Raw genomic sequence first — 18969 nt, 5'->3', positions numbered from 1 at the left:
ATGCCTCTTTCACAAGAACAGATTATGGAACTCTCCAAATTGCAGAAAATGCTAAGAAATTTGGAGAAAATTGAAAGAAATGCCAAAAATGATCTGCAAAAAGAACGTGTGGCATTTGACATTGAGCGCTACAGGCGCCGGATGCAAGAAGTATCTCCGGAAGGAATTCCTGATAATTTAGAACAAACGATGCGCAATGCAAAAACTAGAGAGGAAAATCCAGAAAACCTCAAACACAAAGTCATTTCTCAGTATCCAGTGATGAAAATTACTCCCAATTCGAATGATAGCGAAATCAATCAAATTGGAACACTTGTGAATATTATGGATTTGGAATACATTCCAATCCTAGGGGATGGTCATATAAAATTCGATTATTCACATGCCACAGAAAGAGATTCTGTTCTCAAATACATGGAGAACTTACGTCGGAACATGAAAATTCTAGTGGAAACCGTCGAAGAATATGCTGCTGCCGACAAACAGGAGTTTCGTGAACAGCTCTCTCGAATGAAAAACAAACAATCCCGAATTTTTATTGCTGAGTCTTTTGAAACTCTTGGTAAATTTCGAGATTTCCTGACAGCAGTAAATAAAGACATCAAGGATGGGGTAAATGTCATTATGAACATGGAAGAACCGATCAAATTCAATCCTAGGTTTGAAAAGGCCACGGTTTTGGAAGGTCGTTCGATTATGGAAGGGCTTCGCGAATTTCAAGAATTTGCAGAGGAAGCTTGTGATTTGATTCGACTCCCGTCCTTTCGAGGGTAAAAAAACCTTTTCATTCCCGGGGGGAAACGCACACTGTGAAAAATCACATACACGGACTCGCAAACGCATGGCATTAGTCAAAAATCAGACCGAAGTTACCAATTCAACTATTGGTGAGAATTCTTACTTCAACGGTAAGTTCTTCATCAATGGCTCCTTAAAAATTGACGGTAAATTCGAGGGAAAATCCCTCCAAGCCGAACACCTCTATATCGGTGTTACCGGAAAGGTCAAAACCAACATCACTGCTGCCAGTGTCATCGTAGAGGGAATTGTTGTTGGAAACGTCACTGCTAGAAATCGTGTGATGCTCCTACCTACCTCTAAAATTCTAGGAGATATCAAAACTCCAGAGCTCATCATCCAAAACGGGGTGATTTTGGAAGGTCGTTGTATGATTTCCAACGACCTCAAACACAGTGCCAAAGACCTAATTGAATTGGAATACTCAAAAGATTCCTTAAGTGTTGAGAAGATTTTTGGGAAACAACCAAACGCAAAAGAATAATTGAAAACCATTCTGATTTCGGAAGGCGATCCCACCAGTATCAACTATGAACTTTTGGTTTCCGCCTTCCCTCATTTGTTAGCTTTGGGGAAACACCACCGCATTTACTTGGTGCGTGGGCCTCACAACATCACCGTTCCCTCTCTCCCAAACCTCACCAAACCTAGTACGGAACCAGGATTTTATTCAATTCCTTGGTCTGGTTCTAAAAAAACTCACTCATTTGTTTTGGGCAAACCATCCAAAACATCTGGCCAGATGGCTTATGATTCATTACTTGCCGCACTGGACCTACAAAAGGAACTTGGAGCCGACCTCATTACGTTACCACTTTCCAAAGAGTGGGTTGGAAAGGCGGGAATCAAAGGATTTCGAGGCCATACAGAAACCTTGGCAAAGTATTACAAACGACCTACCTTTATGATGATGACCGGCGAAAAACTAAGTGTCATCCCCTTAACCACCCATGTCCCTTTGAAAGACGTGGTAAAAGAACTAAAAAAATTTTCTTGGAAGGAACTCACTAAGGCCCTCGTTCGTTCTCCATTTTTAAAGAATCCAAAGATTGCCTATTTGGGCCTTAACCCTCATGCCGGAGAAGGTGGAAAGATCGGGGATGAAGAATTGACCATCCTTGCCGTAGGTGCCAAAGTGCTACGCAAAGCTAAGTTTTCTGTAGACGGACCGCTTTCTGCCGATTCTGCATTTTTGCCAGGGGCCCGGCCGTACGATTTGTATTTGGCTTCCTACCACGACCAAGGACTCATTCCATTTAAATTGCTTGAAGGGAAAAAGGGAGTCAACATAACCTTAGGACTGGATTTTACCCGTGTGTCCCCCGACCACGGAACTGCCTTTGACATTGCAGGTAAGGGCAAAGCAGATGCAACAGGACTCATCTCCTGTTTAGAACGACTCACGGAGAATACAAAAACAAAACCATGACACTATTGGAAGTCCTTGCCTTTCCGGTTCTTTTTATTTGGTTTGTGGGCCTACTTCTCACTCTTTTCCGGAGAGACTTGGAATCCCATTGGAAGTTTTTTTTCTTCCTCGTGTTTTGTTTTTATTTGGTTCAATTTTTTCCTGAATTTTGGGAAGGGGTGGCTCGTTGGAAGGAAAATCCTAAGGCAGAAGTTCTTCTTTGGATTTCGGCTATGGGAAATTCTATCTATGTATTTTTATTCTTTTTGTGGCCCCTTGTTCTCATTCGAATTTATTATTCCGCATCCAATAATTTAAGTAAAACCTTGATCCCCGCACTTGCTTATGGGACAGTTCTGTATTGGGTTATGTTTTTTCTTTGGACCATGTATTCCAAAGAGTTCAATGGTTGGCTTCATCAAGTTTTCATAATAAGTAAATAAAAAGGGCATACAATGGCAGTTCCATTTATAGATATCAAAAGATTTGAACCAGGATTTTTGGACACCTGGAATGAAAAAGTAAAGTCCATGTCCGTAAACGCACAGTTTATCGGTGGAAACGAAGTTACCGATTTAGAAACAAATCTCGCCACTTGGGCAGAGACAAAGTATGCCATTGGTTGTGCCAATGGAACCGATGCTTTGCAATTGGCTCTTCGTGCAGTTGGTGTGGGTCGTGGTGATAAAGTTTTGTTACCTGATTCAACATTTTGGGCGACCTTTGAGGCAGTGGTGAATGTGGGTGGTGATCCTTATACTGTGGATACCAATCCAGTTGATTTACAAATGGACTTCCAAGTATTCAAGGAAGCTGTCGAAAAAGTAAAACCGAAAGCAGCTCTTGTGGTTCATTTGTACGGATGGGGAACAGCAAACATTGAAGAACTCCGTAAATTCTGCAAAGAAAAAAATGTAGCCCTCATTGAAGATGGGGCTCAGTGTTTTGGTGTAAAACACAATGGTAAGTCTTTGTACAAAGATGCTCTCATTTCCACAACTTCCTTTTATCCTGCAAAGGTGTTAGGTGCTGCCGGTGATGGTGGTGCAGTATTTACCAATGATGAAGAATTATCTGTTGTAACACGTAGGCTTGTCAACCACGGAAGAACTTCTCATTATGAACATGGACTTGTCGGTTGGAACTCAAGACTTGATTCTTTACAAGCAGCCTTCTTAAATTTATCTTTAAAACACTTGCAAGCAAGGATTGATTCAAGGAAAAAATCGCAAAACATATACTATAAAGAACTTCCCGGTTTAGGAATTGGAGTCATCCAACCGCCGAAAGGTTATGAGGAAAATGGATACTGTAATGTGACTTTGGTGGACCCTGAAATTCGTCCCAAAATCGAAGCTGTTCTCAAAGAAAAAGGGATTGGATTTGGAAATATTTATCCGGGTGCTATGTCCGACCAACCAGGTGCCAAACCATACCTCATCGAAAGATTTGGAAAGGATGGAAATGCACGCCGGATTTCTAAATCAGTTCTTAACTTTCCACTATTTGCTTATATGTCAGATTCTGAATTGGATGAAGTGTTTAGTGCGATAAGAGCATATAACGCAACCTAATAATGGAAAAGTTTAGAGTCGGAGTTTTTTTATTCTTTTTACTCATTTTGGCGGTGCTAACTTTTAGTTTGTCTAAGAGTTGGCGTCTTTATGACGATGGGTATGAAGTTACTGTAGAAACTCCCGAGTCTAAGGAAAAAGACAATAAAGATAGTGCCCCCGAACCTTCTGATAGTTTAGATTTAGAAGACGGTAATGGAAAAATCTATTGGAAACAATTCTTCATTTACCCACATGGACTGGTAACGGAATCCGGTGGGTTTGGTCCTGATGGGATTTTATCACATGCGAGAAATCTATACTCCATCAATCTAAAAGATGGAAAGGTTCAAAAACTCTTTCCTCATGATGTCTACATTTGGGATTTTTTTGTGGGTGATTTTGCCAAAAAAACGGTGTCGAACACAATCGATGATCCTAAAGAAGATGTTTTATCTTTGGAGAAAAAAATCATCATCCTTGCAGTCACAGAAGATAGTAATTTGGATGGGGTTTTAAATTATAAGGATCATAAATTGGTTTATCTTTTTGATCCAGAGACAAGTGGTTTACAAACGGTAATTCCAGATGGATTCCATTTTCGAAAACTCGTTTACAATTCGGCAAAGAACCACCTTACTTTAGTTCTAGGAAAGAATCCAGAAAAACAAATCAATAAAAGAAGAAAACTCCCAGAACCTGAAATCAAACTTCATATTTTTGATTATGATGCGAGTACTTCCAAAGGAATTTTAAGTGGATCTTTAGAAGCATTGGCAACACCAACAAATTCCAATCCATAAATTAAAATGGCCTTGAGTATTCCCCCAAGGCCATTCATTACACAATCATTTATTGTTCTAAGATGCTTTTCTTTTTAAGACAAAGCATCCTTTACTAAATCTTCTTGTTCTTTTAGATGAGTGACCACGTGACCACAAGCAGGGCTCGGGAACTCGGAACGACCTGCATAATGGAGACGTTTGTTCTCAGGCATCACCGCTTCGATACGATCCCGAACAAAGAACCATGCCCCTTGGTTTTTTGGCTCCTCTTGTACCCATACAAATTTTTTCAGTTTTCCATAACTTGTGATCATTTGTTTGATATGGTTTTCTGGGAACGGGTAGAGTTGTTCAATGCGAACGACTGCTACGTTTTCCAGTTTTTGCGCATCGATGGCTTTGCGTAAGTCATAGTAAACTTTTCCTGAGCAGAAAAGTAACTTCTCCACTTTTTCCGGTTTTGCCACTGGATCAGGAAGGATCTTTCTGAAGGCACCAGTTGTGATGTCTTCCAAACTAGAAGCTGCTTCTTTCAAACGAAGGAGTGACTTCGGTGTCATGATGATAAGCGGTTTTCTAAAGCTTTGTAAGATTTGGCGACGCAAAATGTGGAAATACTGAGCCGGTGTGGTTAGGTTTGCCACCTGGATATTGTCCAAAGCACAAAGTTGTAGGAAACGTTCTAGTCTTGCTGACGAGTGCTCAGGACCTTGTCCTTCGTACCCATGAGGGAGTAAACAAACAAGACCAGACATCCTTTGCCATTTGATTTCCGAACTCGAAATGAACTGGTCAAAGATTACCTGTGCGTTGTTTGCAAAGTCACCAAACTGAGCTTCCCACATCACAAGGCTACTCGGATCAGCAAGCGAATATCCATACTCAAATCCGAGACAAGAATACTCCGAAAGGGAAGAGTTTACGATTTCTATTTTTGCTTGTTTTTCGCTAATGTGATTGAGAAGAGTGAGTTTTTTTCCATTCACGATATCCGAAAGAGTGGCATGTCTGTGAGAAAAAGTTCCCCTTTGAGCATCTTGTCCCCCGAGACGAATCGGAAATCCATTTTCCAAAATGGATCCAAAAGATAGTGATTCTGCAAAACCCCAATCGATTGGAAGTTCTCCCGCACCCATCTTTTTACGGTCTTCTAAAACCTTGATGTGTTTTGGGTTCGCTGTATATCCTTCTGGAAGGGTAGTAACTGCTTTGACAATTCCACCTAATTGTTGTTGGAGGAGTTGTGTGTGGACATCAGAATCCAAAGGTTCTTTTGTGTATCTGGACCAAACTCCACCGAGAGTGTCTACGGTAATGCGAGTGTCTTTTTCCTTAGCTTGTTGGAAAGAGTCTTCAAGTCCTTGTGCAATTCCATCTTTTATGAATTGAATTTCTTCTGCAGTGATGTCACCACGTAGCAACAATTTCTCTTCGTAAATTTTGATGGTTTTGGGATGTTTTTTGATGATATCATACATCTGTGGTTGTGTGAAGGTTGGTTCATCCGTTTCATTATGACCAAGCCTTCTGTAACAGATTAAATCGATGATCACATCTTTTTTGAATTTTTGACGGTATTCTAACGCAAGTTTTGTGACTCGGTAGGTAGCTTCTGGATCATCTCCGTTCACATGGAAAATAGGAACTTGGAATCCTTTGGCAAGGTCAGTTGCATATAGAGTAGATCTTGATTCGCTCGGTAAAGTGGTGAATCCAATTTGGTTGTTGATCACGATATGGAAGGTTCCACCAACAGTATAACCATCTAGGTTCATCATATTGAGAGTTTCTGCCACAACCCCTTGTCCAGCAAAGGCAGCATCCCCGTGGATGGCCACTGGCATAAATTTGGAGCGGTCAATGTCTTTTGCCATTTCTTGGCGGGCACGAACCGATCCAAAGATGACTGGGTCTACGGCCTCTAAGTGAGAAGGGTTGAAGGCAAGAGAGAGTTTGACTTCTTTTCCGTAATGTGTCATGACATTGTTTGAATACCCGAGGTGGTATTTCACGTCTGCATAACCAAGTTGGCCTGGATTTAGTTTTTCTTCGAACTCAGCAAAGATAAGGCCCGCCGGTTTACGAATGATATTCACAAGAACGTTGAGTCGTCCCCTGTGTGCCATTCCAATGACAAGCGCATCCATTTTATGCCCACCTGCTTCTTCCACAAGGGTATCAAGCATAGGGATCATGGTTTCCCCACCTTCGAGAGAAAAACGTTTTTTCCCTACGAATTTTTTGGCGAGGAAGTTTTCAAAACTATCGGCTTGGTATAACTTTTCAAACAAACGTAAGGCGGTCTTTTTGCTGATGGGTTCGCTGTTGGCAAGAGGTTCCATCCGGTTTTGTAACCACTCTCTTTCCTCATCATTAACAAGGTAGTAGTGTTCACAACCAATCGAGCCGCAATAGGTTTTTTCAAACCAATCGATGACGTCTTTTAGTTTGGCTTTTCCTAGGTTGGCAACACCGGAATCTACTTCTGTTTCTAAGTCAGTTTGTTTTAAGGCTTTGACTTTGAGATCAATGAATTCCCGGTTGGGTTTAGTGATTCCCAGTGGATCTAAATTTGCCGCTAAGTGCCCTTGCCTTCTGTAGGCATTGAGAAGGTTGATGATCCCGAAGTCACTGAGCGAAGAACCTTTCCGGTGTTCGGTGGAAGCGTAGTTGACGTATCCATTCCCACCGAATCCATTTCCGTTGGATCCGTTACTCGAAACGGAACTCCTTTCTAGTTCTCCAAAAAAGTCGATCCAGTCTTTTGATAAACTTTGTGGATCTTCTTTGAATTGTTTATAATACTCTTCCAATAATACGACGTTATCGCCGTATAAACTCATCATCTGGTCGGTTGTCATATACTCTCCCTAAAACAACAAAACAACAGTTAATTTACGAATGGATGGACCATTTTGCATCTGCATCCATCGCCGCTTCCCGAAGGACTTCGGAAAGAGTGGGGTGGGCATGTGTGGAACGAGCAATGTCTTCCGCACTCGCACCAAATTCAAAAGCTATCGCAGCTTCTGCGATCATGTCCGAGGCTCTTGGTCCAACGATATACACTCCAAGAAGTTTATCCGTTTTTTTGTCTGCGATGACTTTGACTTGTCCATCGGTTTCGTTCATGGCTTTGGCACGAGCATTGGGTTTGAACATGTACTTACCCACTTTGTATTCAATCCCTTTGGCTTTTAGTTCTTCCTCACCTTGTCCCACCCAAGCCACTTCGGGCCAAGTGTAAACAATCCAAGGAATGGCTTTGTAGTTCACATGGCCATACTTACCACAAATGAGTTCGGCAACGGCAATCCCTTCATCTTCTGCTTTGTGTGCCAGCATGGGGCCATCCACGACATCCCCAATCGCATAGATATTTGGGATATTGGTTTGGAATTTGTTCAGTTCTACTTTGACACGGCCACGGTCCGTCATCTCGACTCCAATTTCTTTGGCACCGAGTCCGTCTGTGTTGGGACGGCGTCCGATGGACACAAGAACCTTGTCTCCTTCGAGAATGGTTTTTTTGCCGTCTTTGCCTTCGATTTCGACTTCTACTTTTTTGCCTTTGACTTTGGCGCCATGCACTTTGGTTTCAAATAGGAAATTAATCCCTTGCTGTGTTAATAATCTTTCTGCAAGACTTGCCATCGCTTGGTCAGCCGTTCCGAAAAGACGTGGCATAAGTTCTACCACAGTGACTTTGGCACCAAGGCGTAACCAGACAGAGCCCAGTTCCAAACCAATCACACCTGCACCGACAATGATGAGGTGTTCTGGAACTGAGTCTAGAGCGATGGCATGGTCTGAGGTAACAATATTTTTTCCGTCCACTGGAAGGGGAGGGATTTCAATTGGGGTAGAACCAGTGGCAATGATGATATGGGTTCCGCTTATGGATTCTTTTTTACCATCTTCTGCGGTGATCGAAACTTCTGTTTTAGAAACAAAACTGGCATGACCTAAGTAACGAGTGATTTTGTTTTTTTTCATCAGGTAGTCTACACCGGATGTCACTTCACTTACCACTTTGTCTTTACGAGCCATCATCTTCGCGATATCGATTTTTACATCTTTTACGGAGATTCCATGGTCAGCTAACTTGTGTTTTGTTTTGTGATACTCTTCGGAAGAGTCGAGAAGGGCTTTGGAAGGGATACAACCTACGTTGAGGCAAGTTCCCCCAAGAGTTTTTCTTTTTTCGATGATGGCTACTTTTTTACCAAGTTGGGCAGCGCGAACTGCCGCCACATACCCACCAGGACCTGCACCGATGACAATGATATCATATTGTTCCATAAAATCCTCTTATACCTCAAAGAGGAGTCTAGTTGGATCCTCTACCATTTCTTTGATTTTCACAAGGAACTGAACCGCTTCCTTTCCATCCACAATTCTGTGGTCATAAGAAAGAGCTAAGTACATCATAGGGCGAATCACAATTTGGTCATTCACAACTACCGCACGTTTGACGATATTGTGCATTCCGAGAATTCCCGATTGGGGAGGGTTGAGGATGGGTGTCGACATCATCGATCCATACACACCACCATTGGAGATAGAGAAAGTTCCACCTTCCATATCTTCGAGAGAGATTTTTCCGTCTTTTACTTTGCCAGCAAGTCTTGCGATCTCTTGTTCCACACCAGCAAAACTCAGTAGGTCGGCATTACGCACAATGGGAACCACAAGACCTTTTGGTCCACCCACGGCCACTCCGATATCATAGAAGTTTTTGTAGACGATGTCTGTTCCGCGAATTTCTGCATTGATGGCAGGATAGGCTTTGAGAGCTGCCACCGCTGCCTTTGTGAAAAGAGACATGAATCCAAGACCAACACCGTGAGTTTCTTTGAACTTGTCTTTGTATTTATTTCGAAGTTCCATAATCGGAGACATATCCACTTCGTTGAAAGTGGTAAGGATGGCTGCCGTATGTTGTGCACTCACCAATCGATTTGCGATGGTTTGGCGAAGTTTTGTCATCGGCACCACAGTTTCTCTAGGACCGGCATTTGCCGAAACCACAACCGCTTTTGGAATCTCAGGACTTGCCGCTGCTTTCGGAGCCGCTTGTGCGCTTGCGCCACCTTTTTCCATAAACAGGATCACATCTTCTTTTGTGATTTGTCCGTTGCGACCAGTTCCCGTGATTTTTGAAATATCTAATTTATTTTCTTCGATGAGTTTACGAGCGGCAGGAGGAAGTTCGTCGTTCACTTTGCCCGTGTTAGGCTGCGCACTTGGTGTTTCCGCTTTCGGAGCCGCGCTACCAGAACTCGCAGGAGCCGCCGCAACAGCACCTTCTTCAATGGCACCGAGGATATCTCGCACATGAACCACATCTCCCACCTTTTTGGCGATGGATTTTAAAACCCCAGATGCGGGAGCAGGAATCTCTAATGAGACTTTGTCTGTTTCTAAAATAGCGAGCACTTCGTCTACTTTTACAGCATCGCCTTCTTTTTTGGTCCAAGCACTGATCGTTGCTTCGGTTACGGATTCCCCCATCTCGGGGACTTTGATTTCTATTGCCATGAAATGTTCCTTAGCAGGTTTTTAGAGAAAAATAGCGTTTTTGAGGAGTGAGATCCCATTTGAATCTAAGACTACCGTAACTTAGCCAAAGGTAAAAACGCAAGCGGAAAAACGAAAAGACCTTGAGTTTCAGTTCGATCCCCTATGTTTAGCAAGTATGATCCGTTCTTTCCAAGGCCATACACCTTCTATCCACCCTTCGGCCTGGGTGGCACCCTCAGCTGATGTACTTGGAAAAGTCACAATTGGCGAAGAGTCTTCCATTTGGTTCCAATGTGTTCTTCGTGGTGACGTAAATACCATCACGATTGGCAAACATGTGAACATCCAAGACATGACTCTCGTACATGTGGCAAGAGATCTCTTTCCCGTCACCATTGGGGATTATGTATCCATCGGCCACCATGCCACCATCCATGGTTGTGTTTTGCGGGATCATAGTTTTGTGGGGATGGGGGCGATGCTTATGGACGATGTGGAAATTGGAGAATGGTCCTTTGTGGGTGCCGGCTCCCTCGTTCCCCCTGGGAAAAAAATCCCACCTGGGGTTCTTGTGATGGGAAGCCCCGCCAAAATCATCCGCGACATCACAGACAAGGACCGCGAGATCATCACCCGCACGGCAAACAACTATGTGAAGTATAAAGAAAACTATCGCAGTGAAGGCATTGGGGGCACATCCCTTTCCTGACGGAAAGGGACCGGGCTATCCGCTCCAATCTTTCGCAATGGCGAAAGGATTTCCGCTTCTATCCCTTGTGCGCTTCTTTGAATTTCAATGATTAGTATGTTGGCCTTTCAAAGCAAGCCGTTGGTTTCCGTTGTCGATATTGATAATCTGAGGTCCGTCCAAAAGCAATACTACAAAAATTATTATGATCACACTTATATCCGTAACTATGTGTGGTATTGTAGTAGGGTTTGGTGAGGCCGACACTTTTTTCTTCTTTGAAGTAGATTTTAATATAATCGAAACCAGATGGAAAAATAAGGAGAGGGATGGGAATGAACCCAACAATTACACCGATAAAATTCCATTCCAATCCATCGCGGTAGGCAATATAATCACAGACCACATCCTTCCCTATGTTAGATGGTTCTCCCCATTTGGCGATGATATCTGCTTTCGAATAAATTGGCGGGTTTCGAAAGTCGGTTGCGTGTTTAATTTTTTTTCTCTCTTCTGTAATTTCAAAGGATTCATTCACCCATTCTGTGGAACCGATTCTTGCGATACCATAAAAACACTGAATGGATGTTAGGGAAATTAACGTGAGTGTGGTGAGTAAACTAAATTTCCTCATATATTTCTTTGGTCTGGTTTCAGAAATGATCACTTAACGTTTGATGCGATATATGAATTTACAAAATGTCAAAACAAATTTGATGTGTTTGTCTTTCATCCATTCTTCTACAAGACTCCATAATGATCTAAATGAATGAAAATATCTTTTTGGGTGAGACCAAAAAATCCATGGAAAACAAGAAAGGGGGCATAAGGATATAAAGCAAAAGTGGAACTTGTGCCTAATGAGAAACTAGCAAACAGTGATAAGATAGTGCTTTCTGGATTGATTTGGTCTGGTTCGGAAAGGGAGAACTCGAAAGTTTTGTTGTTATAGGATAATTCTAGATTTTCGCAAGTGTGGAAGGAATAATGACTCGGTGTTCCCATTTGTGCATAACCTTTGCTGAAATTACAATTGGCTAGAGATGTTTTCAAAGTAGTATCATTCCGATTTAGACCGAAGGACAATACGTGATAGCCTTTGGTTCTTTTGTAATAAGGAATGAGATTTGTTGATGTTAGTTTTAATGAACCTACATAGTCTCCTTTTGGTATTTGGATATCGATAAATTCACCATCAGTAGTTTCTTCAAAACTATACTGCGATTCGAATTTATAATTTTCCGATTGGAATGACTTGTAATCTTGTAGAACCAAACTGATTTCTGTTTTGAAATTTCTAAAGTTGTTGAGTTTGATTCTTATGAATCGGTCAGTCTCATTTTTGACTTCCGGATTCAATCGGTTCAATTTGATTGTATCTTTCGTAGAACAACAGATAATTGAGAATGCGATTACAAAAATTGAAAATATTATTTTCATTCTAATGTTTGGTATGGCTTTAGCAGTATATAGTCAAATGATTTCATTGAACTAGTTGTTAACTAACATTCTCTAAATCTAACAAAAACAATCGGATATTCTCTTTGGCCGTATATTCGTATGCTCGGTTTGCTCTGTAGACACCAATCAATGATTTGCTGGGCGTTGCAGTTCCTATTGAATCTATGATAAATATTTCGTCATTGATTTTATTCTTAGTTTTTACGTTGGGGGCAACCATTTTGTCCACTCTTGCAGGGATAGCACAGTTTAACAATGTCAAGGTTATGGCTGAGAAGATTAATTTTTTCATTGTATGTCCTTTTTTTTGTTATGATTTGTTTAAATTGCTATTCCTGCGTAAAATGAAATGAACATATATTCGCTGTTCGGTTTATCCCTATCTCTAATGATGAATTGCTCAGCGACATAGCTAGGTGGGGGGCCATTGAAGTATTGTGGATTAAATGTGTAATGTTGGTTTGTTTTTCCTGAACTCATGATCCCGTATTCAAATTCAGTTCCGAGAATAAAATATTCAAACATTTCTCTTCTGTATCCAATCCCTGCAGAAGCAAAATGGCGATCAGAATAAATCGTACTTTTGGAATAAGGCATTAATTCCACATTGTTTCCTTGGAATAGTAAAAAGTTTTTTTCTTCAATTCTATATCCTTTTTCTATGCCAAGATTGAAACTTCCGTAAACATTTCCGCCGAAAAAGTATTGAGTTCTAAAAACAAAATATTCTCCTTCCCTCGTTTTTTTATAATCTTGAGTTCCTGATGAATTTCTTTGCGTCGTGTAAGCAAAGATTCCTCTCTCTTCTGGATTTTCCCCCCGACTATAAGAAATACCCATATATAGGTTATTGGTAAATCCATAGAGAGTTGTAAGAGTTTTTTTCTCGGGCCTAGATCTGAATGGGTACTCCGTATATCTTGTTAAGTAAATAGGAGTGATGTAGATATGGAATTTTTTTCTTCCAAGGTTCGGTTCCGAACTAATATCCGGTTCCGCTTGTATTCCAAAAGTGAAAAGTATTAAGGAAAAAAATAATCCTGCGAATATGTATTTGGTTTTTTTCTTCACTGTGTTCTTTGCTCTCTTACTTATTTTGTTTTTTATTTGGTATCAATATAGTGATTCAACGAGCGTATCATTCTTTTAAATAGTTATAGATACGGTATCGCTATTTTACTGATGAGTCGTTCTAAGATGTAATACATGAAATGTCGTTAGTCTTCGTTTCGTTTAACTCATATGATTCGACTTCCACTCATAATAAAGTAAACGATTATATTCAATTTTTTGTATGGATTTTATTTTTTATCGAATTTTTTTAAGATCAATATCCACTACCATTCATTATGTAGTTTGATTTTTGATTCTAGTAGGTTTTCCTGGAAATGTTTTTTGAATTCTTGGGTGATACGGGTATATCCACTATTTCCTTGCACTTTTTGATGTTTCTGTTTTTGGGATTCTCCCACCAATTCACAATTGAAAAATATCCCAATTTTTGATTTGTGCTGGTTCCTGCGAACTAAAATATGATTCATAAAAGATAGAGGTTAGAGTTTGTACACACTCATTCGTTTTGAAAACGTAGAATTAGCGCATATCCAAGTAGAGAAGGGAGGAGTGAAATCTTTCCTTTGTGGTTTTGATCCTTCCAAACAAACAATGGAAAAATCGTCTTTAAGATTGGATCTAAAAAAAATTAGAGTGGCAGTGGCCAAATCGGCAAATGCTGATTCCGATATTTGCGGAACCTGTGTTGGTGCTTTATACTCTAATTGATCCATTTGAATTGGTATAGGTCACAAATGAAATCCGCTTGCCTTGACTTAACCGGAATGGCAAAACATCCTTAGGTTATGAAACGATTATTGCAGTTTGTCTTGGTATTTGCCTTATCATTCAGTGTTTCTTGTAATTTATACTATTTTTCGTTAGCGGACCGGGGATCTAAAAATCTAGAAGCCAATGAAACCCTGCAGCAAGGAAAAATCCGTTTTAATCTAGTGAGAAGAGTTGAATCTGGAAAACCAAATTTATATAATTCTTCTGCGCTTGAATACGAATTAGCAAAATCAAAATTATTCAAGTTAAGCCAAACCACCAAAGTAGAATTAACTTATACATCATCCTCTGGAGTGAACGGTGCAGGGATCTCCGCGGTTCTTTTTCTTTTGACACTTGGGATTTTTCCTTCATTGGAAGAATCACATTCCTGGGTGACCTTTACCCTTTCCAACAGAGAAGATAAAAAACTAATCCGAGATTACACTTACCCAATCAAAGGGAGAAGGATCAACTCCTGGCTAACAATTCCGTTTTATCTTGTCCTTCCTATTTTTTCTAAATCCTTTGATGGTGGTATTGAATATAACACTTCAAGCGCCTCCATTCGTTTGCTTGTGGATGCATTTGAGGCAGATTTTGCAAATGATTGCAAAGATAATCCTGAATTATTGGAAAAATTACAATCTCTTAGTCGGGAATTGATTGAATTATAAAAGAATATAGTTTGTTATTTAGGCCTTTTTTGGGAGGAGATAAGAAATTTTTTATCAGAACCTAATTCTTTGTTAGTTGACGGAGGGATCACTTTGTCAAAAGTTAGCTGGTGAAGTATTTTAAATTTCTTCTTTTTATTTTTCTTTTTATCAATTGTAACAATCTTGGAAAATCAGGGATTGGGGAAGAAACCATTCTTGGCCGGGATATTTTTGATGAATTGAATGTTTATATCGGAATTTTTGCACAAGATGTGGCAAATGATCGAGTCAACTATTCTCGTAGACTAACAGACATAGCCATTCTATCTCGTTGGTATGATGCCATGGGAGTGAGGTACCAAAAGAGGGATTTGTCGTTTAATCGAAAAAAGGCAAAGTCTTGTATAACACTTACATCCAGTTACCTTTTGGCCACAAGGGACGCCACGGGGACATTGCTTTTAGCTGCGGGTTGTAAACTCGATCCAGTGGCACCCTATCCACTTCCTTAAAAGGGAAATCTTTGTTTCGCTTGATTCAAGATTTTGCCAAAAAAGAATCACTTCCTATTTCTTAGAAATTCGTAGATCCCCCTATGCCTGATTGACAAATATCAACATGGTTTGTCCATCAAAAATGGACAACCGAGTTGATTCAAATTCCCATCATTATAGTTTACGATACGTTAGCTGAGAAAGATGGGAGAAAACAATTGAAAAATGTAAAAGTAAATTTAGTTGAAAATGTTCTTACCGAATCTGATGTCATCATCTCTCGCACCGATGCCAAAGGTTTGATTACTTATGTGTCACCTGACTTTGCAAGAATTTCAGAATATTCTGTTGAAGAAATGATTGGGAAACCACATAATATAGTTCGGCATCCTGACATGCCAAAAATTGTATTCCAAGAACTTTGGGACTATATTAAGGTAGGGCTGCCTTGGACCGGAGCAGTTAAAAATAGAGCAAAGTCTGGAAATTACTATTGGGTTGATGCCACAATCACACCTGTCTTAAACGAAGAAAGAAAAGTTGTCGGTTATGTTTCGGTTCGGAAAAAATTAGCTGATGATAAAAAGAAGTATTATGATGATTTATACAAAAAAATGAGAAAACAACGGTTTTCTTTGGGGAAAAAAGGAAAAGTGGTAAAAAACATCAGAACCGTCAAATACCTGGAAGTATTTTTTGTATTGGCAAGTTGTCTTCCATTTTTAGGTCTTTTCGGTTTTTTATGTTTAGATAAGCCATTGTTATGTGGTATTTTGTTTTTATCACAAACGCTGCTTGCTTCCAGTTTTGTCTATCTATTGTCTCAAAAAAATAAAAAGTTACAAAGAGCAACGGAATCAGTGATTTCTGTTTCATCCGGTAGATTTCAATACCCAGATCATTTCCATAATGATAGTAGGGATGAAGTAAAAATAATGTTACTCTCAATGAAGAGTATGAGCATTAACCTTTGGGGTATTGTTTCTCAAATTCAAAGAGCAACTCATGTTTCTATTCGAATTTCCGAGGAATTAAAGGACCTCACCAATCACTTTTTCACTTCGACTCATTCCATGGCTTCTGGAAGTGAAGAAGCGGCTGCCTGTATGGAAGAACTGACTTCTGCTCTCACCAATATCAAACAAATCACTGCAAATCATTCTGTGATCATGTCGGATATGAGAGATTACATGGATGCAGTGAATCAAAATTTAAACGGAACACAAAATGCTTTAAGAGGATTGGATGAGTTATCAGCTAGATCGACACAAAAAGCCGATTTAGGAAAACAAAAAATATCTGATTCTTTGGAAGGGATTGAAGCCATCAAAAAAGTTTCTAGTAAAATTTTAAACATAGTTTCGATAATAACCGAAATTGCCAATCGAACCAACTTGCTTTCGTTAAATGCATCTATTGAGGCAGCAAGAGCAGGAAATGTTGGCGCTGGATTTGCGATCGTAGCCAAAGAAATGATGAGTTTGAATGAACAAATTGCTGTGTCTGCAGAAGAAATTAAATCCTATGTAGATGAAACATTGTCTGTGATCCAAGAAACTTCGACAAAGGTAAAAGATGCTTCCTTGGAAATATTTTCTGTTTCTGATTTGTTTTATGAAATGAAATCAATTTTAAATAAGGTAGCTGCATCCTTATATCACGACCTACAAGAATCAAATCGAGTGAAGGTAAAATTAGAGTCTGTCGAAGACCAAGTCAAACAAATTGATCAATCTGTTTTAGAAGCAAATTTGGCTTCCAAACAAATTTCAAGTATTCTTCTTGGGTTATCGGAACAGGCTCAGGTCATTGCCTTTAAATCAGAGACCTTACATGAAAAGAGTTCCTTAGTGGTCTCGGAACCTAAAAAAATCATGGATTTAGTCGAACATTATTATACGGGTAGCACCGAAAGTATGGAAATCGTATCCTAAAAGGTTCTGGATCAGGATACGATCCTTTTTAAATCCAATATTGTTTTAGTTCTCATTGGAAGTTGTCACTTGATTCGTTAAATTCGATCGACTAACAAAACGGTGACATCGTCCGCAAAGTCATTTGTTCCCACATACTCTCTAGCAGCTCGAATGAGATCGTCTGCGGAGTTTTGGGAATCAAGTGTCTTTGATTTTAAAATTGCCTTTTGGAATAAATCTTCGTCATAACGTTTGTTATGGTCTTTTGACATATGTTCAGTTATCCCATCGGTATACATAACAAGGCGATTCCCGGGTGTAAAAGGAAAGGTCTTTTCTTCGTAAAATAGATCGGAGATGAGCCCTAAAATTTTTCCTTTCACATCAAGTTGGATTAAGGGTGAATCCTTTTTGTCCAATAAAAATGGGGCGTGGTGACCTGCGTTAGCACAAAGTAGGGTATTGTTTTTGAGATCAATAATTCCATAGAAGGCAGTGAGAAAATTCCCGGCTAACTTACCGTATAACATATGGTTCAAGGTTGTAAGAAATAATGAAGGGCTTTGTTTTATATCTGGTTCAAAATTCTTTAATACCATATGGGCCATTGCGGCAAGAACAGCAGCCGAAAGCCCATGTCCAGAAATGTCCGCAATTAATATTGAAAATTTGGAATCTTCTAATTCGGTTACGTCATAAAAGTCGCCACCAACTTGTTCTAGAGGAATGTGTGCCACCCCGTAAGAAAGTCCATTTGACTTGGGAAGAATCGACGGCATAATTTTTTTCATTATGTTTTTTGCCCGATTCAACTCCTTTCCTGTATCTACAATTTGATGGAATAGTTGAGCATTTTTAATTGTACTACTGAGTCTTGCAGCAATATTTGTTAGTAAGTCTAAGTCCGAATGTTGAAACGCATATCCAGATACTTTGTTATTGATGCTAATGACACCAAGGAGTTCCTCCTGGAATATTAACGGCGCAGAGATGAGAGATTTGGATTCAAATTTATATGGTGCGAGTTTGTTATATCTCGGATCTAAATCCAAGTTGTGAATGAGAAGGCTTTCTCTTTTTTCTGCTACCCATCCTGAAACCCCGGTCCCATAAGGAACTTTGATTTGGTCGTAAGCATCTTCTGGAATTCCTTTTGCAGAAAGAATACTTAATTCTTGTTTGTCTGCATTTGCTAAATAGATGGTTCCTGAAGAAGCACCCAAGTATTCCAAAACTCGATTCAGTATCCATTTACCTAGTTCGTTCAAACTTTTTTCGGAAACAGATAATCTTTCAAATTCATATAATAAAGATAATTCGAGAATGCGTTTGTCCAAACTGTCTTTGGTATTAGCATTTTGGATGGCAGTGGCTGCAACTTCAGAAAGAGAAATTAAATATTCCAAATCGGAGGAATCAAAGATTCTGTTATTTGTTTTGTTGATGACTTCCAAAGTTCCAATCAATCTTTCTTCTACAAAAAGAGGGACACAGATAAGTGATTTTGTTTTGAATCCAGTGCGTTTGTCCATACTCGCATTGAATCTTGGGTCTTTGTAGGCATCTTCTAAAGCGATTGGTTTTTTTTCTCTTGCTACCATTCCTACAATCCCTTCGCCTAACTCCAAACGAGCATATTGTTGGATGATTTCTCCCTTTTCTCCTAATGCCACTTCACAATACAAAAATTCTTCATCTTCCAAAAGAAAAAGCGAACTTGCTTCTGCTTCCAGTAGATCTTTAGAATATAACATAATGAGTGGTAGGAGCTGGTGCAAATCTAGGTTTGCATTCAGAATGGAAGAAATATGGAGTAGGCTACGAAACTTACTAAGGCTAGTTTGAGGGTCTAACGACATG

General features: G+C 39.9%; 19 protein-coding genes. 11 read left to right on the top strand and 8 right to left on the bottom strand.

Annotated elements, in window-relative coordinates; all coding sequences use genetic code 11:
• From CLV96_RS05830 to CLV96_RS05805, 6 genes are all read left to right on the top strand, one after another.
• Complete coding sequence (locus CLV96_RS05830; RefSeq protein WP_004785268.1) at nucleotides 1-774, top strand: hypothetical protein; 774 nt, start codon at nucleotides 1-3, stop codon at nucleotides 772-774.
• A gap of 67 nt (nucleotides 775-841) precedes the next feature.
• Nucleotides 842-1282, top strand: coding sequence for a bactofilin family protein (locus tag CLV96_RS05825; protein WP_002973191.1), 441 nt, complete (start codon nucleotides 842-844; stop codon nucleotides 1280-1282).
• Complete coding sequence (locus CLV96_RS05820; RefSeq protein ID WP_004787543.1) at nucleotides 1283-2227, top strand: PdxA family dehydrogenase; 945 nt, start codon at nucleotides 1283-1285, stop codon at nucleotides 2225-2227. It abuts the gene before it with no gap.
• The gene (locus tag CLV96_RS05815) at nucleotides 2224-2649 is read left to right on the top strand and encodes a hypothetical protein (protein WP_004786737.1); all 426 of its coding nucleotides are present in this window, start codon (nucleotides 2224-2226) and stop codon (nucleotides 2647-2649) included. The genes CLV96_RS05820 and CLV96_RS05815 overlap by 4 nt, the downstream gene beginning before the upstream one ends.
• Before the next feature lie 12 nt (nucleotides 2650-2661).
• Nucleotides 2662-3780, top strand: a complete 1119-nt coding sequence (locus CLV96_RS05810; protein ID WP_004784854.1) for a DegT/DnrJ/EryC1/StrS aminotransferase family protein — start codon at nucleotides 2662-2664, stop codon at nucleotides 3778-3780.
• Nucleotides 3781-3782: 2 nt separating this feature from the next.
• Nucleotides 3783-4562, top strand: coding sequence for a hypothetical protein (locus tag CLV96_RS05805; protein WP_004784440.1), 780 nt, complete (start codon nucleotides 3783-3785; stop codon nucleotides 4560-4562).
• 74 nt (nucleotides 4563-4636) lie between these two features.
• On the opposite strand, the gene CLV96_RS05800 is transcribed toward CLV96_RS05805, so the two are convergent.
• Genes CLV96_RS05800 through odhB form a run of 3 tightly spaced genes read right to left on the bottom strand, consistent with a single transcriptional unit; the run spans nucleotide 4637 to nucleotide 10085 of the window.
• On the bottom strand, nucleotides 4637-7405 hold the full coding sequence (locus CLV96_RS05800) for a 2-oxoglutarate dehydrogenase E1 component (protein WP_004787435.1): 2769 nt from the start codon (nucleotides 7403-7405) through the stop codon (nucleotides 4637-4639).
• 34 nt (nucleotides 7406-7439) lie between these two features.
• Nucleotides 7440-8846, bottom strand: a complete 1407-nt coding sequence (gene lpdA, locus CLV96_RS05795; RefSeq protein ID WP_004786394.1) for a dihydrolipoyl dehydrogenase — start codon at nucleotides 8844-8846, stop codon at nucleotides 7440-7442.
• Nucleotides 8847-8855: 9 nt separating this feature from the next.
• Nucleotides 8856-10085, bottom strand: coding sequence for a 2-oxoglutarate dehydrogenase complex dihydrolipoyllysine-residue succinyltransferase (gene odhB, locus CLV96_RS05790; protein WP_004784256.1), 1230 nt, complete (start codon nucleotides 10083-10085; stop codon nucleotides 8856-8858).
• Between the two features lie 157 nt (nucleotides 10086-10242).
• Between odhB and CLV96_RS05785 the strand changes: the two genes are divergently transcribed.
• Nucleotides 10243-10776, top strand: a complete 534-nt coding sequence (locus CLV96_RS05785) for a gamma carbonic anhydrase family protein (RefSeq protein WP_004786007.1) — start codon at nucleotides 10243-10245, stop codon at nucleotides 10774-10776.
• 91 nt (nucleotides 10777-10867) lie between these two features.
• Here the strand turns inward: CLV96_RS05785 and CLV96_RS05780 are convergent, their stop codons facing one another.
• The 4 genes from CLV96_RS05780 to CLV96_RS05765 form a co-directional block, all read right to left on the bottom strand.
• Nucleotides 10868-11389, bottom strand: coding sequence for a hypothetical protein (locus CLV96_RS05780; protein ID WP_004785091.1), 522 nt, complete (start codon nucleotides 11387-11389; stop codon nucleotides 10868-10870).
• A gap of 107 nt (nucleotides 11390-11496) precedes the next feature.
• Nucleotides 11497-12195, bottom strand: a complete 699-nt coding sequence (locus CLV96_RS05775) for a hypothetical protein (RefSeq protein ID WP_004785637.1) — start codon at nucleotides 12193-12195, stop codon at nucleotides 11497-11499.
• A gap of 58 nt (nucleotides 12196-12253) precedes the next feature.
• Nucleotides 12254-12508 (bottom strand): hypothetical protein, encoded by a 255-nt coding sequence (locus CLV96_RS05770; protein WP_020778240.1) that lies wholly within the window; start codon nucleotides 12506-12508, stop codon nucleotides 12254-12256.
• Between the two features lie 29 nt (nucleotides 12509-12537).
• Entirely contained in the window at nucleotides 12538-13287 is a 750-nt protein-coding gene (locus CLV96_RS05765) for a hypothetical protein (RefSeq protein WP_004786444.1), read from the bottom strand.
• A 489-nt stretch (nucleotides 13288-13776) separates the two neighbouring features.
• Here CLV96_RS05765 and CLV96_RS05760 point away from each other — a divergent pair, with 489 nt between their 5' ends.
• The 4 genes from CLV96_RS05760 (at nucleotide 13777) to CLV96_RS05745 (ending at nucleotide 17127) form a co-directional block, all read left to right on the top strand.
• Nucleotides 13777-13998, top strand: a complete 222-nt coding sequence (locus CLV96_RS05760; protein ID WP_004786272.1) for a hypothetical protein — start codon at nucleotides 13777-13779, stop codon at nucleotides 13996-13998.
• A gap of 77 nt (nucleotides 13999-14075) precedes the next feature.
• On the top strand, nucleotides 14076-14717 hold the full coding sequence (locus CLV96_RS05755) for a hypothetical protein (protein ID WP_004787151.1): 642 nt from the start codon (nucleotides 14076-14078) through the stop codon (nucleotides 14715-14717).
• Nucleotides 14718-14827: 110 nt separating this feature from the next.
• Nucleotides 14828-15211 carry a hypothetical protein gene (locus CLV96_RS05750; protein ID WP_004785380.1) on the top strand — a complete coding sequence of 128 codons (384 nt, stop codon included), beginning with the start codon at nucleotides 14828-14830 and terminating at the stop codon, nucleotides 15209-15211.
• 137 nt (nucleotides 15212-15348) lie between these two features.
• The gene (locus CLV96_RS05745; protein WP_004784178.1) at nucleotides 15349-17127 is read left to right on the top strand and encodes a methyl-accepting chemotaxis protein; all 1779 of its coding nucleotides are present in this window, start codon (nucleotides 15349-15351) and stop codon (nucleotides 17125-17127) included.
• 77 nt (nucleotides 17128-17204) lie between these two features.
• Here CLV96_RS05745 and CLV96_RS05740 read toward each other — a convergent pair whose 3' ends face one another.
• Nucleotides 17205-18968, bottom strand: coding sequence for a GAF domain-containing SpoIIE family protein phosphatase (locus tag CLV96_RS05740; RefSeq protein WP_004786620.1), 1764 nt, complete (start codon nucleotides 18966-18968; stop codon nucleotides 17205-17207).
• Between the last annotated feature and the right edge of the window lies 1 nt (nucleotide 18969).

Origin of the sequence: Leptospira meyeri, assembly GCF_004368965.1 — a bacterium.
Classification (GTDB): Bacteria; Spirochaetota; Leptospiria; order Leptospirales; family Leptospiraceae; genus Leptospira_A; species Leptospira_A meyeri.
This window is presented reverse-complemented; position numbering and strand designations above follow the sequence as displayed.

Excerpts from the sequence above, each read along its gene's own strand:
- CLV96_RS05830 (WP_004785268.1), top strand. The coding sequence starts at position 1 with ATGCCTCTTTCACAAGAACAGATTATGGAACTCTCCAAATTGCAGAAA.
- CLV96_RS05825 (WP_002973191.1), top strand. The coding sequence starts at position 842 with ATGGCATTAGTCAAAAATCAGACCGAAGTTACCAATTCAACTATTGGT.
- CLV96_RS05815 (WP_004786737.1), top strand. The coding sequence starts at position 2,224 with ATGACACTATTGGAAGTCCTTGCCTTTCCGGTTCTTTTTATTTGGTTT.
- CLV96_RS05810 (WP_004784854.1), top strand. The coding sequence starts at position 2,662 with ATGGCAGTTCCATTTATAGATATCAAAAGATTTGAACCAGGATTTTTG.
- CLV96_RS05805 (WP_004784440.1), top strand. The coding sequence starts at position 3,783 with ATGGAAAAGTTTAGAGTCGGAGTTTTTTTATTCTTTTTACTCATTTTG.
- CLV96_RS05800 (WP_004787435.1), bottom strand. The coding sequence starts at position 7,405 with ATGACAACCGACCAGATGATGAGTTTATACGGCGATAACGTCGTATTA.
- lpdA (WP_004786394.1), bottom strand. The coding sequence starts at position 8,846 with ATGGAACAATATGATATCATTGTCATCGGTGCAGGTCCTGGTGGGTAT.
- odhB (WP_004784256.1), bottom strand. The coding sequence starts at position 10,085 with ATGGCAATAGAAATCAAAGTCCCCGAGATGGGGGAATCCGTAACCGAA.
- CLV96_RS05785 (WP_004786007.1), top strand. The coding sequence starts at position 10,243 with ATGATCCGTTCTTTCCAAGGCCATACACCTTCTATCCACCCTTCGGCC.
- CLV96_RS05780 (WP_004785091.1), bottom strand. The coding sequence starts at position 11,389 with ATGAGGAAATTTAGTTTACTCACCACACTCACGTTAATTTCCCTAACA.
- CLV96_RS05775 (WP_004785637.1), bottom strand. The coding sequence starts at position 12,195 with ATGAAAATAATATTTTCAATTTTTGTAATCGCATTCTCAATTATCTGT.
- CLV96_RS05770 (WP_020778240.1), bottom strand. The coding sequence starts at position 12,508 with ATGAAAAAATTAATCTTCTCAGCCATAACCTTGACATTGTTAAACTGT.
- CLV96_RS05755 (WP_004787151.1), top strand. The coding sequence starts at position 14,076 with ATGAAACGATTATTGCAGTTTGTCTTGGTATTTGCCTTATCATTCAGT.
- CLV96_RS05740 (WP_004786620.1), bottom strand. The coding sequence starts at position 18,968 with ATGTCGTTAGACCCTCAAACTAGCCTTAGTAAGTTTCGTAGCCTACTC.